We start from the raw sequence: 13,424 nt of genomic DNA on the forward strand, positions 1-13,424 counted from the left end.
CTATGAGCACTTTGCACAGCACGCCGCGCGCCGACGGTTTCCATATGCCGGCCGAATGGGCGACCCAGACCCAGACCTGGATGATCTGGCCCGAGCGTCCGGACAACTGGCGCCTGGGCGGCAAGCCGGCCCAGGCCGCCCATGCGGCGGTGGCCAAGGCCATCGCGCGTTTCGAACCGGTGACCGTGGCGGTCTCGGCGGCCCAGTACGAAAACGCCCGGGCGCGCCTCGACGTCCCCAACATCCGTGTGGTGGAGATGTCCAGCGACGACGCCTGGGTACGCGACACCGGCCCGACCTTCGTCATCAATGACAGCGGCGAAGTGCGCGGCGTGCACTGGGGGTTCAACTCCTGGGGCGGCTTCGAGGGCGGCCTGTATTCACCGTGGAACCGCGATGAACAGGTGGCCAGCAAGGTGCTGGAGATCGAACGTTGCCAGGAGTATCGCACCGAGGGTTTCGTGCTCGAAGGCGGCTCGATTCATGTCGATGGCGAAGGCACCCTGATCACCACCGAGGAATGCCTGCTCAATCACAACCGCAACCCGCACCTGTCCCGCGAAGAGATCGAGGCGGTGCTGCGCGAGCACCTGGCGGTGGAGCAGATCGTCTGGTTGCCGGACGGCCTGTACAACGACGAAACCGATGGCCATGTGGATAACTTCTGTTGCTACGTGCGTCCGGGCGAAGTGTTGCTGGCCTGGACCGACGACCCCCAGGACCCGAACTATCCCCGTTGCCAGGCGGCCATGCAGGTGCTGGAAAACAGCCGCGATGCCAAGGGGCGCTCCTTCAAGGTGCACAAGATGCCGATTCCCGGGCCGTTGTATGCCACCGAGGAAGAATGTGCCGGCGTCGATGCGGTGGACGGCACCCAGGAGCGCAACCCTTCGGTCCGTCTGGCGGGCTCCTATGTGAACTTCCTGATCGTCAACGGCGGGATCATCGCGCCAAGCTTCGACGACCCGATGGACGCCCAGGCCAAGGCCATCCTGCAGAACCTGTTCCCCGAACATGAAGTGGTGATGGTGCCGGGGCGCGAACTGTTACTGGGGGGCGGCAACATTCACTGCCTTACCCAACAGCAGCCGGCGCCACAGCGGGTTTGAGTGCCGTTGTAACAGCGTTTGTCGATGGTCTGACGGCATTGGCTCCGGCCCGTGCCTGAGGCTTTCCAGCAAGCCCGCAGCCCAGATGGGTTGCGGGCTTTTTCATGGGCCGCCTGTCGGCGTGCCGGACACATTGGCACAGCTCTTGTATCCGCCCAATGGTCATTCTGAGACGGGTGGAACTCTGTTGTTCTGTCATAAACCTTGGATAAGTTAAGCCGCTCAGGAACCAGGAGAGAGCGCTGGAATGAATATGGTCAGCGAGCGGGCGTCCCATCCCTTGGCAATGAATAACGAGTCGTTGCAGGCTCTGGTGCAATGGTTGAAGTCCAATGGAACGCGTCAGATCAGGGAACCTGATCCGCGCCGGATCATCATTGAACGCTACCCCGCTGGATTGCTCAGCGAGGCGGAACTGCAAGCGCTGTGGGATGTGGTGAAAGGATAGAAAGACAGCGGATTGTCAAAAGGCGCTGCCGGGAGGGCGGCGCTTTTTTTTGCCTGTCGGTTACTGGCGGGAAGCGCCCTGGTGTTACCCAGGGTTGGGCTCGGCCAGGGTGCCCGGTACGTGGGGGCGCTGCTCTCGAGCATCGTGCAAAGACCCCGCGGCAGGGCCGCAGGGCGAGGGCGGATGTCAGAAGCGATAGTTGCCGGTGACCACCAGGCTGCGAGGGTCGCCGGGTTGAATCTGGAACGCACTGGTGGCGGAGCTGTAGTACTCGCGGTCGGCGATATTGTTCAGCGCCGCGCGTACGTCCCAGTCTTTGTGCCGGTAACCGGCCAGGGCGTCCCAGCGACCATAACCGGGCAGTACCACGGTGTTGGTGCTGTCGGCGAAGCGGTCGCCCACCAGGGTCAGGCCGGTCTCGGCGTACCAGCCCAGCTCCGGTTTCCAGGTGATGAACAGGCTGCCGTTACGCTTGGCCACGTTGTTGACGCGCTTGTCCTCGAAACCGTTGTTGTCCTTGACCACCACCGCGTCCTGCAGGCCGATGCCGCCGCGCAGGTACCAGTTGCCGACGAGCTTGCCGTTGGCGGTCAGTTCGATTCCCCGGGAGCGTTGCAGGCCGGTGAGCAGGGTGATGTTGCGGTCGATCGGGTCGGTGGTGCGGCGGTTGTAGAGCTCCAGCTCATACACCGCCAGGGTGGTGCTCAAGCGTTCGTCGAGCCAGTCGCTTTTGACCCCGACTTCCTTCTGCCGGGTCAGCTCCGGGCTCAGGTCGTTGCCGTTGCCGGCAGCATTCGGGGTGATGCCGATCAGGCCCCCACCCACAGGTGCGAACGACTTGCTCCACGAGGCATAGAACGAGTGGTGTTCCAGCGGGGTCCAGACCACCCCCAGGCGCGGACTGACGCTGTGGCTGTCGCGGCTGTCGGAGAGCCCGTTCTTGCAGTTGGTGGTCTCGACCTCGAAGTTGTCGTAGCGCAGGCCAGCGAGCAATTGCCATTGATCGTTGAGGCGCAGTTGGTCCTGCACATAGAGCGCCCGGCTTTGCACTTCAGTGTGGTTGTTGCTGGATACCTGCATCCGGCCCGTGTGGCTCTGGTAGGGATTGGGCGCGTACAGGTCCACCGAGGGCACGGCCTGGCTGCCGGGGCCGGAGGTGGCGGCGTTGTAGAGGATCGGATCACGGCGCTGGCTGCCGATCTCGATGCCGGTGAGCAGGCGATGCTCCAGGCCGAAGGTGTCGAAACGGCCTTCCACTTCGCTGTTGTTGAAGATGTTGCGGGTCTTGAGGTCCTGTTGCCAGCGCTGGCGCAGCACCTGTGCGGTTTTTGCGTTGTAGCCATATTGGTAGGTGTTGTCGAAATCGCTGTCGAGCTTGAACACCCCCAGGGTATGGCGCAGTTGCCAGCTGTCGTTGAGCTCGTAGGTCAGCTTGGAGCGCAGGGACTGGGACTTGTCATCGATATAGTCGCGGTGGTCACCGTAGGTAGTGTCGCGGCTGACGTCCGCCGGGCGCCCATTGACTCCGGGAATGCCACGGTCCGGCGTGCGGTTGTAGCGGCTGTATTCGTATTGCACCAGCCAGTTCAGCTCGGGTGTCAGCTGCCAGCTCATGGAGGGCGCGAACAACTGCCGGTTGCCACTCACGCCGTCGCGGAAGCTGTTCCGGTCCTCGTTGCCCAGGTTCAGGCGCAGGCTGATGTTCTCTGCCGGGTCGGCGCTGAGGTCGGCGTACAGGCTGCGCAGGTCCTGGCTGCCGCCCTGGACTTCGACGCTGGAGCGCCGGCCGAACTCCGGCAACTTGCTCACCCGGTTGATGATCCCGCCCTGGCTGCCGCGACCGTAGAGCACTGCCGCCGGGCCCTTGAGCACTTCGATGCGTTCGATGTTGTGCAGGTCGCGCACGTATTGGCTGTCGTCGCGAATACCGTCCAGATAGAAGTCGTTGCTGGCGTCGAAACCGCGGATTCGCAGGCTGTCAAAGCGTGTGTCGGAGCCGCTGCTGACGTTGGGGATGCCGCTCAGGGCTCTGCCCAGATCATTGACGCCGTAGTCCAGCACGTTGGCGGTCTTGATCGTGTCAATGGCCTGGGGCACGTAGCGTGCTGGCGTCGAGGTACGGGTCGCGGTACTGATTTCCTTGACCCGTGGATCATCGGGGTCGGCCTCGGCTTCGGCGCTGATGGAAGTCGTCGGCAGGGTGGTACTGGTGGCGCAGGCAAAACCTGCGGTCAGCAGGGTACAAAGACCCAGAGACAGGGGGGTGAGGCGGAAATGGGCAGGCATCTGAAGCGCATCCGAGAGGAGGGAAATCTAGAGGGTGCGAATGATAATGATTGATATTCGCTCATGTTGATTATTCGGTATAAGTTCCCTTGCGCAATTGTTGCGAATTGTTTCTCTCTGGTAATTGCCCGCATACGGGAGCCAGGCCCCCCGATTCGACCGGTTACAGAAACAGACTAAAAGTCATATCGAGGTTTTTCCCGTGGCATCCGCGGCCTAGTCTTGGCCTCACCGAATTTCAAGATCCTGCTGGAGCCCTGTATGTCCTCGGCCACTCTTCACTACATCTACGATCCTCTTTGCGGCTGGTGCTATGGCGCCAAGCCGCTGGTGCAGGCCGCCCAGGCGGTGGTACCGGTGGTGGCGCACGCCGGCGGCATGATGACCGGGCGCAATCGTCAGTCGGTGTCGCCGCAGTTGCGTGATTACGTCATGCCCCATGATCGGCGGATTGCCGAATACACCGGGCAGCCCTTCGGCCAGGCCTATTTCGAAGGCCTGCTGCGCGATCATTCGGCAGTCTTCGATTCGGCGCCGCCGATTGCTGCGGTGCTGGCGGCCCAAGCCCTGTCCGGCCGTGGCCTGGAACTGCTGGGGCGCTTGCAGACTGCGCATTACCTGGAAGGCCGGCGGATTGCCGACCGCGAAGTGCTGCTGGAACTGGCTCAGGAGCTGGGGTTTGCGCCCGAGGCGTTCGCGCAAGCGTTCGATCAGGCTGGAGCCCGGGATCTGGACGAGCATATAAAGGCCAGCCGGGCGCTGCTGGCAAAAGTGGGCGGCCAAGGCTTCCCGACCCTGGCTCTGGAGCAGGACGGGCGCTTCCAACTGCTCGACATCAGCCCCTGGCTGGGTAAACCCGAGGCGTTTGCCCAGTGGCTGAAGACCTCCCTGGGCGCGGACTCGAGCCCTCACGATGGCGTGGTCCAGGCTTGTGGCCTGGAAGGTTGTGCACTTTGAACTCACCTGACCTGCGAGGAATCACCCATGGATAACCTAGCGTTGATCAAAAGCACCTACGAAGGTGCCAACTCCCAGGAAAATGCGCGAAACACCGCGGCCGCCCTGGCCCCTGATGCCCGCTGGACCGAGGCGGCGGGTTTTCCCTATGCCGGCACCTATGTCGGTTTCGAGGCGGTGCTGGAGCATGTCTTCAAGCGCCTGGGTTCGGAATGGCAGGATTTCACCTTCAAGGTCGAAAATTACGTGGCTCAGGGCGACAAGGTGTTCGCCTATGGCAATTACCAGGGCATCTATAACGCCTCGGGCAAGCCGATCGATGTGCGCGTGGCCCATCTGTGGACGCTGAAAGACGGCAAGGTCACCCACTTCGAACAATTCGTCGACAGCCACAGTGTGCAGTTGGCAATGCTCTAGCCTGCGGTTCTTAGAATATTTTCAGCTATTCAAAGACGATTCACGAAATTGACACCTTGTTAAGGGCGCAGATAGGATTCGCCCCAACGCCTGTGGCCAGGAGCCATATTTCAGAATAATAAAAGGCCCGTCGCGATCACCCGCGGACGGGCTTTTTTGTTTCGACGGTAGAAGAGCGCTCAAGCGCCATAACCACAAGGGCCCACAGCGCGTCATCAAACCGTAATAAGGAAAATAAAATGTTGAAACAGCGGATCTGCTTGGTTGCACTGGGGATTTTGAGCGCTACACAGGCCATGGCTGAAGGCCAGGCCGACGCCAAGGGTTTTGTTGAAGACAGCAGCCTGAAAGTGCTGTTGCGCAACGCCTACATCAATCGTGACTACAAAGATGGCAACCCGGACAAGGCTGAATGGGGCCAGGGTTTCATCGGCACCTTCTCCTCGGGCTTCACCCAAGGCACCGTGGGCGTGGGCGTTGACGCCTTCGGCCTGTACGCACTGCGCCTGGACGGCGGCAAGGGTCGCAGCGGTGCCGGCGGCATCGACTTCTTCAAGCAGGGTGACAGCGGTAGCGCTGCAGATGATCTGGCCAAGGCCGGTGCTGCAGTCAAGTTCCGTTTCTCCAACACTGTGCTGACCTACGGTGACCAGATGCCGGCCCTGCCGGTGCTGAACTACGACAACTCGCGCCTGCTGCCGGAAAGCTACACCGGTACCCTGATCACCTCCAAGGAGATCAAGGGCCTGGAGCTGAACGCAGGTCACTTCACCGCCGAGTCGCGTAAAAGTGCCGAAGGCCGTGACAGTGGTGGCCTGAAGTCGATCAACGTATTGGGCGGTAGCTACCAGTTCACCGAGCAGTTCAAGGGCGCGCTGTACGCTTCCGACGTCGAAGACGTGCTGAAGAAGCAATACATCAACCTGAACTACGTATTCCCGCTGGCCACTGACCAGTCCCTGACCCTGGACTTCAACGGCTACCGTACCGAGCTGGACAAGTCCTACGCGCAGAAGGCTAAAGCAGGCGGCGAAGACAACAAGATCTGGAGCCTGGCGGCCACCTACGCCATGGGCCCGCACTCCTTCACCCTGGCGCACCAGCGCAGCACCGGTGACAGCAACCTGGGCTATGCCTACGGTGGCTACCAGCGTGGTCAGAACCGCGTGGGCGATGGCGGCAACACCATCTACCTGGCCAACTCCTACTGGTCCGACTTCAACGCTGAAGACGAGCGCAGCTGGCAGCTGGGCTACGGTCTGGACTTCGGCGCCTTCGGCGTACCGGGCCTGACCTATAACGTGGCCTACGTACGTGGCGACAACATCACCACCTCGACCTCCACCGGCGGCAGCGAGCGGGAAATCTTCAACCAGTTCAAGTACGTAGTACAGAGCGGCCCGGCCAAAGACCTGAGCGTGAAAGTACGCAGCTCGGTACTGCGCGTTTCGCAGAAGTCTTCCGAGTACAACGTGGGCGGCAACGAGCTGCGTGTGTTCGTCGACTACCCGATCAACGTGTTCTGATCAGCGTTTGATCGCGACCTGAGCGCAGGTTGCTGCAACGAAAAAGCCCCGACTGGTTCGGGGCTTTTTTATGCCTGGGTTTTGCATTTTTTGATTGCCGCCTGAGAGGGCAGGTAAGTGTCTTCGTACCACTGCCTTTTCAAGACGTCGCCTTGATGTTTGTAGGCAATCATCTCCTTCCAGTGATCGTTGGCCAGCTCGAGGACTTTGCGCGCAATGGCCTGCACCGAGAAGACCAGGTACTGGTTGTAGTCAGGGCCCAGAAGACTCATCAGCTTGTCGAGTTGGATTGTTTGCGCCTGGCTGGAATGGTCGGCCAGTAGCCTGTTCAAGATGATGGTCGGGATAACCAGAATGACGCACCCGTTGATGCCGTCGAAGTCAGGGTATCCGTCATGCAGTTGATAAAGGATATAGACATAGATGTCCGCCCAGCGCCGTGTGACGTGGTCACAGCGGTACTCCTGAGCGTCCCAGGTTTTCATCCAGGCGCTCTTGGGTGCCAGGGGAAGCTGGGTTTTCAGCTCTGCGCGGCGAGCGAGCAGGGACAGCCTTTGCGCAGTGCTAGGTACCTGCTTGCTTTTTACTTCCACCCCCCAGCCGTTCCTGAAACTCTGACAAAACAGCTCCTTGTTCTCGGCCACAGGGGTTTGAATGTTCGGGTATCGATCAAGCACCGGCTGGGGATAGCCGAGGAAGATATCCGCCACATCATTCTCGCCATTGTCCTCGCTGGCCGGATCGAACAACACGTTGCTTCGGTAGTTGCTGGGTCTTTGAGTGGGGCTGTAATTGAGCTTGCCGAGCGGTGGATTCTCTTGTTCGAACTGCTTGATCGCCGAAATGATGCACGACTCATAGACACGCCCGATCCAACTGGGATTGTTCTTGAGGATCTTGAGCAGTCTTTGTGGCAGTTCCATGGTCATGGCGGTCCCGAAGGGTGAGGCGAGGTCGGGATTTTCGGCGACTGGTTGGCTGATATCAATCTTGTTACAGTCCGCCGGCCCTTTTCTTTTCACGGATGATTTCGATGTTCCGTACCCTGTTATCCGGCCTGTGCCTGCTGGGCGTCGCCAGCATTGCCCATGGCCAGCAGGCAACCTCGCCCGAGCAGTTGCTGACCCAGTTCTCCCGCTGCGACGGGCAATTCTTCCAGGCCCTGAACACCGTCCAGCCGCCGCCCGCAACCCTGAGCCTGGTCAAGTACGGTCCGGTTAGTGCGCCCAAGGTACTCAACCCCTTGCAGGAAGGCGGTCGCTACCAGGCCTTTGAACAGCCGCTGGTGATCAAGGGGGTGCGCCTGGTGGGTTACTACAACGAGGCCCAATCATTGAAGTCGGTGGGCAACCTGCTGTTCTGGGGCTTTGTCGCCGAAGGCGAACCCAAGGACGTGACCGCAGCGCTCAAGCCGCTGCTGGTGGACAGCGTGCGCCTGAGGGCGGATCGCAGTGCAATGACCCGCGTGGAAATCCGCCGTGTCGGCGACCCGATCCAGCAGTGGCGCACCGAAGGCCTGGCCGGCGGTGGCGTGGCTACGCCATTCGGTTTCGTCGAGCGGGTATTGAGCATCGACAAAGGCACTGCCAGCGCGCCGATCTCTGGCCGCACCACGATCTTCTGCAGCCTGCAGGGCACGGTTACCGCGCCGCTGCTGCAGGTGTATCGCCCAGACCTCAACGCCCATCTGCTGGATTGAAAACCATGCCTTCATTGTCTGTTCGCGGGTTGAGCCTGCTCCTGTGTTCCCTGGTCATGGCCGGCTGCGCCAGCCTGCAGAGCCAGGACCAGATCAACTACGCCCATTGCCGTCTGGTCGGGCAGGCCTCCAAGGCCGAGAAATTTGACGTGGTGCTGCAAGAGGCCGACCTGTGCCTTGAGAAGAACCAGCTGAGCAAGCCCATGCAGAGCCTGGTGTACTGGCTAAAGTCCGATGCCTACGCCAGCTTCAAGCGGTATCCGGAAGCCATCAGTGCCAAGGAGAAATCCATCGAGCTGGGGCCCCAGCCCGATGCCCGCGCCGTGCTCGATCTGAGCCGCCTGTACCGCGAGGCGGGCAACCCGCAAAAGGCCCTGGAACTGGTGCAGTCCAACCTCGACGCCAACCTGGGCGAGGCGGGCAAGGGCGCCGGTTTCAACATGCCGACCTACTATCACCTGGGCCAGGCACTCTACGATTTGGGGCAGTATCGCGAGGCTGCCGAAGCCTACAGCGCCGGCCTGCTGAAACAGCCGGACTATGCCTGGGCCTTCTACCACCGGGGCCTGGCCTACGACAAACTCGGCCTGACCGATGATGCCCGCAGCGACTTCGCCACGTTCGCCAAACTGGTGAACCAGAAGTACGTCGAGCCTCAGCACCAGGCCAAGCTGGCCGAGTACAAGATCAGCCTGCCGTGAGTCGTGCCTTGATCGGGTAAACGCCCGGGCTCGGCGGTTCGCGAGCCCTGGCGTTTGGCGCCCGTGGCCTTCAGTCGTCGGGATTGAGGGCGAATTTCAACTGGTTGCCCTCCAGGTACACCACCGCCTCACGGCCATGGATATCCACCGGCCGTGCCGAGATCGCCTCATGTTCCGGGACGATCTTGGACAGCAGCTTGCGCTGCACATCCACCCGCCAGATACAGGCCCTGGGCCCCTCGTTGTCGAAGTACATCACCGGGCGGGTTTCGCTCCAGGTCGGGTTGACAATGCTCCAGCCCGACTCGACGTCGTTGTGCTCGGTGACGTTCTCCGAATAGGTGCCGTTGCTCTGCTGGTCGTAGTCCAGGGACAGGCTGTAGTTTTCTTCATTGAGGCTCTGCGCCACCCGCGCCCAAGCGTGGCGCTGAGTGTTGGAGAGCGACTGGAACAGCCGTTGGCTGGCTTCGGGGGCACTGCGCGAGCCCAGGCGATAACTCATGCCCTGCTGCAGTTCGTCGCCGATGCGCTGGCGATAGTAGAACACCCCGTCGACTATCCCGGCGTAGCGCGGCCCCTGGTCGTTGGACCCCGGCAGGGCCCAGCCGACAAAGCGCACATCCCGGGCGATGGGATGCAGGCCGGGCTGGTCGTCGACGTACTCGTACAGGGTGCCGACATAGCCGCTCAGCCCCTGTTGATACTGGCCGACAAACAGCACCACATGCAGTACCCCGCCCATCACCTGGGCATCGACAATCTGCTGGTCCCCTTGCGGTGGCGCGGCGCTGAAGGTGGCGAGGGTATAGCGCTGCCAGCCGTCGGGATCCAGCAGGCTGTACTGACTGGTGGGCGGCTGCGGCAGCAACTGGCCCTTGGCCGGGGCTGGCGGGATCGGCAACGGTTGCGGCGCGAGCATCTTCAACTGGGCCCGGTAGGCCGCTGCCAGGCAATCGCTGGAGTCGCAGGTGTCGCGCACTTCCTGCAGCCAGCGCGCCTGCAACAGGCGAAACACCTTCAAGTGCTTCAGTGCCTTGTAGCGGCTGTTCAGCTCATCGTCGCTGGCGGACAGGCTCGGAGTGTCGCAGACCGTCTTTTCCATCAGGGTCGAGGCCTTGTTGCAGTCGAAACCGGCGGCGTCGACAGCGGGCACGAACACCGCCAGGGACAGGCCCATGACTGCCAGGGACAGCAGGGGTAACTTCATCGAAACATCCTTGTGGGGAAGCGCGGAGAGGGTCAGGGAGACTGGAACGTTTGCAGGTAGGCCAGCAGATTATCGATCTTTTCCTCATCGCTCAGGCCCCAGAAAATCATCCGGGTGCCGGGCACCACGGCTTTCGGGTCTTCGAGGTACTGGATGAGTTTTTCCCGGGTCCAGACGATGCCCGAGGATTTCATCGCCGTCGAGTACTGGTAGTCCGCGGCGCTGCCTGCGCTACGGCCGATGATGCCGTTGAGCTGCGGTCCGAACGAACTGCGCACCGAGGGCCCGATATTGTGGCAGCCGCTGCACAGCCGCTTGAACAGCTTACCGCCGGTTTCAGCGTCGCCGGCCAGGGCCGGGGCGCTGAACAGCATGGAGTGGAGCGACAGGGTCAGGATCGATACGACGATGGGCTTCATGGGCGGCCTGCATGCAACGGGAGTCGGCGGCTATTGGATCATGAAGCGCATGCCTGGTGGGAGCCTTGCCATGCAAGGCTCAGAAGCGCCCGCTGATCCCCAGCAGTGGCCCCTTCTGGACAATATCGTAGACAAACCCGTCATGGCGATAATTGACCCCCATGGCCCGGTAGCCGGCCACTGCCGAAAAGCCCGGCAGGAACTCCCAGCCCGCCAGTGCTGCCAGGTCCCAGTCTTCCCGCGACTGGCCGGCGCCCACCATGCCCCAGGACGACAACCAGAACCGCTCATTCACCGCGTAGTGCCCGCGCAGGCCGGCCATCGCGTCGGCCCAGGTGGCCTGGTCGGAGCCCGACAGGCCGCTGGCCGGTCCACCGTGCAGGGTGATGCGGGTGCTGCTGTACCAGATGCGCACGCCACCGGCGATGTCCAACCGATGGTCGTTATCCCCCAGCACCTGGTAGCCACCCCCCAGGAAACCCGAGGCGGTCTTGCTTTGCACTTCGAGCTTGGAGGCATGGACGCTCGCGGGCAGCCGGTTGCGGGTGTCGGTGTCGATGTACATCAGGTCGGCGAGCACGCTGTAGGGGCCGCGCCGTGCCTCGCCCATCAGCATCACCGACATGTCGACACTGCGCGCGATGTCCGAGAAGTCGGACTTTATGAATTGGCTCCCGGTGTTGCGGTGGCCGACGTGCCCGCGGATCCCGGCGCCCCACACGTAAGGGCCGCCGTTGAATCGCCAGCCATCGTCGTCTGCTGCCTTGGCCACGAGCGGCAGGCCGGCTCCGGCGGCCGTCAAGGCAGCGAGCAGCAGTGCCAGGCAGGTGTGCCGATGGGGCAACGCTGAAGGCCGGTGGTCACGGTGGATCATGCTGTTTCTCCGATCAGTGCTGGGTCAGCTCAAGAGCCACGCTTTCTGCCGCGCAGTCCTCGGCAGGCTTCAGACCGGCCTGTTGCGCCGCCTTGACCTCCTCCTTCGCGGCCGCCAGGTCTGCCAGGAACGCCGGATTGCCATGCAGGCTGGCCACCGTGGCAGCCCCCATGATGCGGCCAGCGTCCACGTCGCTCTGCCAGTGGGCATCGCAGATGACCCGGCTCTGGCCGTATGACAGGCCGCGGGTCATCAGTTCGGTGGCGCGAGCCGGGTTGATCTCGGCCAGGACCAGGCCCCAGGCCCAGCCTGCGGCGGAGTGGCCGGAGGGCCAGGAACCGTCCGTGCGCAGCAGGGGCTCCATGTCCTTGCGGCACGTCCCTTCGTCATGCACCACGAAGGGGCGGGTGCGGTTGTAGGCATTCTTGCCGGCGTAGGTGGAACCACCCGCATCCGTCAGGGTGCGCTGCATCAAGGTATAGAGATGGGGTGTGCTGTTTTCGCTGATCGGCGTGCCCATTGCGCAAGAGAAGGTTTTCGCCGGGCCGGGGAATGACAGCTCCGCATCGTTTGCCGCCAGCTTCTCGCGGCTTGTGCCACGCAGCGCCAGCGCCGCACGCCGTGCTTCTTCATCCCGCGCCAGTGCTGCAGAGCCCGGTTTTGGCGGGGCCCCGAGCAGGGCCAGGCGCACGGGCAAGTCAGCGGGGTCAAGGTAGCCTGGTGCCAGCTTGAAGTGAGGGTCGGTGACTTTCGTGGCAGCCTCCTCGGCCGGCGCCCATCCCGACCACAGCAAGCCGGCCAGAGACAGCGTCACCGCCAACGGTTGAGGTGTTTTTTTCATCGCTCGCTTCCTTCTCTGTCCATGACCACGGCTATCAAAACTGGTACAAGGCGTTCAGGTAGGCCCCGGCCCCGACCTTGTCACCGGTCAGCGGGCTGTCGCGGGCGTCGGAGACCAGGGCGTAGGTCTTGATGCCGCCCTCCAGCGCCAGCTGTGGTTGCCATTGCCAGGTGAGGCCCAGCTTCAGGGTCACGTCCCGCATTCCGCCCCCCGGGTGGTACTCATCGAACCGGGTGCGTGCGGCTTGCTGGGCCGTGACGCCGAAGCGCGCCATCATGTCGTTCTCGTTGCTCCAGGTGCCGTAAAGCGTCGAGTCCAGGGTCAAGGTCGAAGACAGCGGGTAGGTGGTGGCGACCCCGGCTTCCAGGTACGCCGTGCGCCCCAGGCTTTCGCCACCGTAGTTGCGGTCCTGGGTCGATTGCAGGCCGCGCACGAACAGTCGGCCGGCCGGCAGGATCCAGTACGCTTCCGCCCCCACCAGGGCGGTGCTGTCCAGGTTGCCCATTCCTTTCAAGTAGTCATCCCGGCCGTCCAGGGTATGGATTCGCTCCTTGCGTCCCTGGTCATAACCGATCAGCAGCGCCACCCCGAAAGGCGCCAGCCCTGGCAAGTCCCAGCGCAGGCCCTCGGGGAACGCCGCGGTAAAGGTGCCCCAGTCCTGGGTGGGCATGAGCGCCTTGAGTTTCAGTGAAGGGAAGGCCGCGTAGTGGGAGGAGCCTTGGTACAGCGGGCCAACAGCCAAGCCACCGCCTACCGTCACGGATGGTGCACCGGCTGAATCGTCCGGGGCCGCGTGGGCAGGCGGCACCAGCATCAATGCAAGGGCTGCACTTAGGGAGAACAACACGGGAGACCTGAAAGAATGTGAATGATCTTTGAGTGTCATTGTTCATTTCCTTGGGTGTGAACTCTGTAGTGCAGAGCCATTCCTGAGTTGATA

General features: G+C 62.3%; 14 protein-coding genes. 7 read left to right on the forward strand and 7 right to left on the reverse strand.

Annotated elements, in window-relative coordinates; translation table 11 throughout:
* Positions 1-2 precede the first annotated feature (2 nt).
* On the forward strand, positions 3-1,109 hold the full coding sequence (gene aguA / locus ACZ5BO_RS02765; RefSeq protein WP_025128443.1) for an agmatine deiminase: 1,107 nt from the start codon (positions 3-5) through the stop codon (positions 1,107-1,109).
* Between the two features lie 247 nt (positions 1,110-1,356).
* Positions 1,357-1,557 (forward strand): hypothetical protein, encoded by a 201-nt coding sequence (locus tag ACZ5BO_RS02770; RefSeq protein ID WP_025128442.1) that lies wholly within the window; start codon positions 1,357-1,359, stop codon positions 1,555-1,557.
* Between the two features lie 186 nt (positions 1,558-1,743).
* Here the strand turns inward: ACZ5BO_RS02770 and ACZ5BO_RS02775 are convergent, their stop codons facing one another.
* Complete coding sequence (locus ACZ5BO_RS02775; RefSeq protein WP_464698133.1) at positions 1,744-3,843, reverse strand: TonB-dependent receptor; 2,100 nt, start codon at positions 3,841-3,843, stop codon at positions 1,744-1,746.
* Between the two features lie 261 nt (positions 3,844-4,104).
* Between ACZ5BO_RS02775 and ACZ5BO_RS02780 the strand changes: the two genes are divergently transcribed.
* The 3 genes from ACZ5BO_RS02780 (at position 4,105) to ACZ5BO_RS02790 (ending at position 6,743) form a co-directional block, all read left to right on the forward strand.
* Entirely contained in the window at positions 4,105-4,800 is a 696-nt protein-coding gene (locus ACZ5BO_RS02780) for a DsbA family protein (RefSeq protein WP_464698135.1), read from the forward strand.
* A gap of 27 nt (positions 4,801-4,827) precedes the next feature.
* Positions 4,828-5,217: a nuclear transport factor 2 family protein gene (locus ACZ5BO_RS02785; protein WP_025128440.1), complete on the forward strand. Its 390-nt coding sequence runs from the start codon at positions 4,828-4,830 to the stop codon at positions 5,215-5,217.
* 239 nt (positions 5,218-5,456) lie between these two features.
* Positions 5,457-6,743 carry an OprD family porin gene (locus ACZ5BO_RS02790; RefSeq protein WP_025128439.1) on the forward strand — a complete coding sequence of 429 codons (1,287 nt, stop codon included), beginning with the start codon at positions 5,457-5,459 and terminating at the stop codon, positions 6,741-6,743.
* Between the two features lie 68 nt (positions 6,744-6,811).
* On the opposite strand, the gene ACZ5BO_RS02795 is transcribed toward ACZ5BO_RS02790, so the two are convergent.
* Positions 6,812-7,672: a hypothetical protein gene (locus ACZ5BO_RS02795; protein ID WP_464698138.1), complete on the reverse strand. Its 861-nt coding sequence runs from the start codon at positions 7,670-7,672 to the stop codon at positions 6,812-6,814.
* Positions 7,673-7,776: 104 nt separating this feature from the next.
* Between ACZ5BO_RS02795 and ACZ5BO_RS02800 the strand changes: the two genes are divergently transcribed.
* Both ACZ5BO_RS02800 and ACZ5BO_RS02805 read left to right on the forward strand, forming a co-directional pair.
* On the forward strand, positions 7,777-8,442 hold the full coding sequence (locus tag ACZ5BO_RS02800) for a hypothetical protein (protein WP_256244330.1): 666 nt from the start codon (positions 7,777-7,779) through the stop codon (positions 8,440-8,442).
* Between the two features lie 5 nt (positions 8,443-8,447).
* Positions 8,448-9,143 (forward strand): tetratricopeptide repeat protein, encoded by a 696-nt coding sequence (locus ACZ5BO_RS02805; protein WP_025128436.1) that lies wholly within the window; start codon positions 8,448-8,450, stop codon positions 9,141-9,143.
* 70 nt (positions 9,144-9,213) lie between these two features.
* Here the strand turns inward: ACZ5BO_RS02805 and ACZ5BO_RS02810 are convergent, their stop codons facing one another.
* From ACZ5BO_RS02810 to ACZ5BO_RS02830, 5 genes are all read right to left on the reverse strand, one after another.
* The gene (locus ACZ5BO_RS02810) at positions 9,214-10,350 is read right to left on the reverse strand and encodes a lysozyme inhibitor LprI family protein (RefSeq protein ID WP_464698141.1); all 1,137 of its coding nucleotides are present in this window, start codon (positions 10,348-10,350) and stop codon (positions 9,214-9,216) included.
* 32 nt (positions 10,351-10,382) lie between these two features.
* Positions 10,383-10,769, reverse strand: a complete 387-nt coding sequence (locus ACZ5BO_RS02815) for a c-type cytochrome (protein WP_025128434.1) — start codon at positions 10,767-10,769, stop codon at positions 10,383-10,385.
* 79 nt (positions 10,770-10,848) lie between these two features.
* A complete protein-coding gene (locus tag ACZ5BO_RS02820) occupies positions 10,849-11,643 on the reverse strand; it encodes a hypothetical protein (RefSeq protein WP_464698143.1) in 795 nt (264 codons plus the stop codon).
* A 13-nt stretch (positions 11,644-11,656) separates the two neighbouring features.
* On the reverse strand, positions 11,657-12,484 hold the full coding sequence (locus ACZ5BO_RS02825) for an acid phosphatase (RefSeq protein WP_464698145.1): 828 nt from the start codon (positions 12,482-12,484) through the stop codon (positions 11,657-11,659).
* A 34-nt stretch (positions 12,485-12,518) separates the two neighbouring features.
* A complete protein-coding gene (locus ACZ5BO_RS02830) occupies positions 12,519-13,370 on the reverse strand; it encodes a MipA/OmpV family protein (protein WP_464698147.1) in 852 nt (283 codons plus the stop codon).
* Positions 13,371-13,424: the final 54 nt, after the last annotated feature.

Source organism: Pseudomonas sp. FFPRI_1 (assembly GCF_055384485.1).

Coding starts and splice junctions, on each gene's coding strand:
- aguA (WP_025128443.1), top strand. CDS start 3: ATGAGCACTTTGCACAGCACGCCGCGCGCCGACGGTTTCCATATGCCG.
- ACZ5BO_RS02770 (WP_025128442.1), top strand. CDS start 1,357: ATGAATATGGTCAGCGAGCGGGCGTCCCATCCCTTGGCAATGAATAAC.
- ACZ5BO_RS02775 (WP_464698133.1), bottom strand. CDS start 3,843: ATGCCTGCCCATTTCCGCCTCACCCCCCTGTCTCTGGGTCTTTGTACC.
- ACZ5BO_RS02780 (WP_464698135.1), top strand. CDS start 4,105: ATGTCCTCGGCCACTCTTCACTACATCTACGATCCTCTTTGCGGCTGG.
- ACZ5BO_RS02785 (WP_025128440.1), top strand. CDS start 4,828: ATGGATAACCTAGCGTTGATCAAAAGCACCTACGAAGGTGCCAACTCC.
- ACZ5BO_RS02790 (WP_025128439.1), top strand. CDS start 5,457: ATGTTGAAACAGCGGATCTGCTTGGTTGCACTGGGGATTTTGAGCGCT.
- ACZ5BO_RS02795 (WP_464698138.1), bottom strand. CDS start 7,672: ATGACCATGGAACTGCCACAAAGACTGCTCAAGATCCTCAAGAACAAT.
- ACZ5BO_RS02800 (WP_256244330.1), top strand. CDS start 7,777: ATGTTCCGTACCCTGTTATCCGGCCTGTGCCTGCTGGGCGTCGCCAGC.
- ACZ5BO_RS02805 (WP_025128436.1), top strand. CDS start 8,448: ATGCCTTCATTGTCTGTTCGCGGGTTGAGCCTGCTCCTGTGTTCCCTG.
- ACZ5BO_RS02810 (WP_464698141.1), bottom strand. CDS start 10,350: ATGAAGTTACCCCTGCTGTCCCTGGCAGTCATGGGCCTGTCCCTGGCG.
- ACZ5BO_RS02815 (WP_025128434.1), bottom strand. CDS start 10,769: ATGAAGCCCATCGTCGTATCGATCCTGACCCTGTCGCTCCACTCCATG.
- ACZ5BO_RS02820 (WP_464698143.1), bottom strand. CDS start 11,643: ATGATCCACCGTGACCACCGGCCTTCAGCGTTGCCCCATCGGCACACC.
- ACZ5BO_RS02825 (WP_464698145.1), bottom strand. CDS start 12,484: ATGAAAAAAACACCTCAACCGTTGGCGGTGACGCTGTCTCTGGCCGGC.
- ACZ5BO_RS02830 (WP_464698147.1), bottom strand. CDS start 13,370: ATGACACTCAAAGATCATTCACATTCTTTCAGGTCTCCCGTGTTGTTC.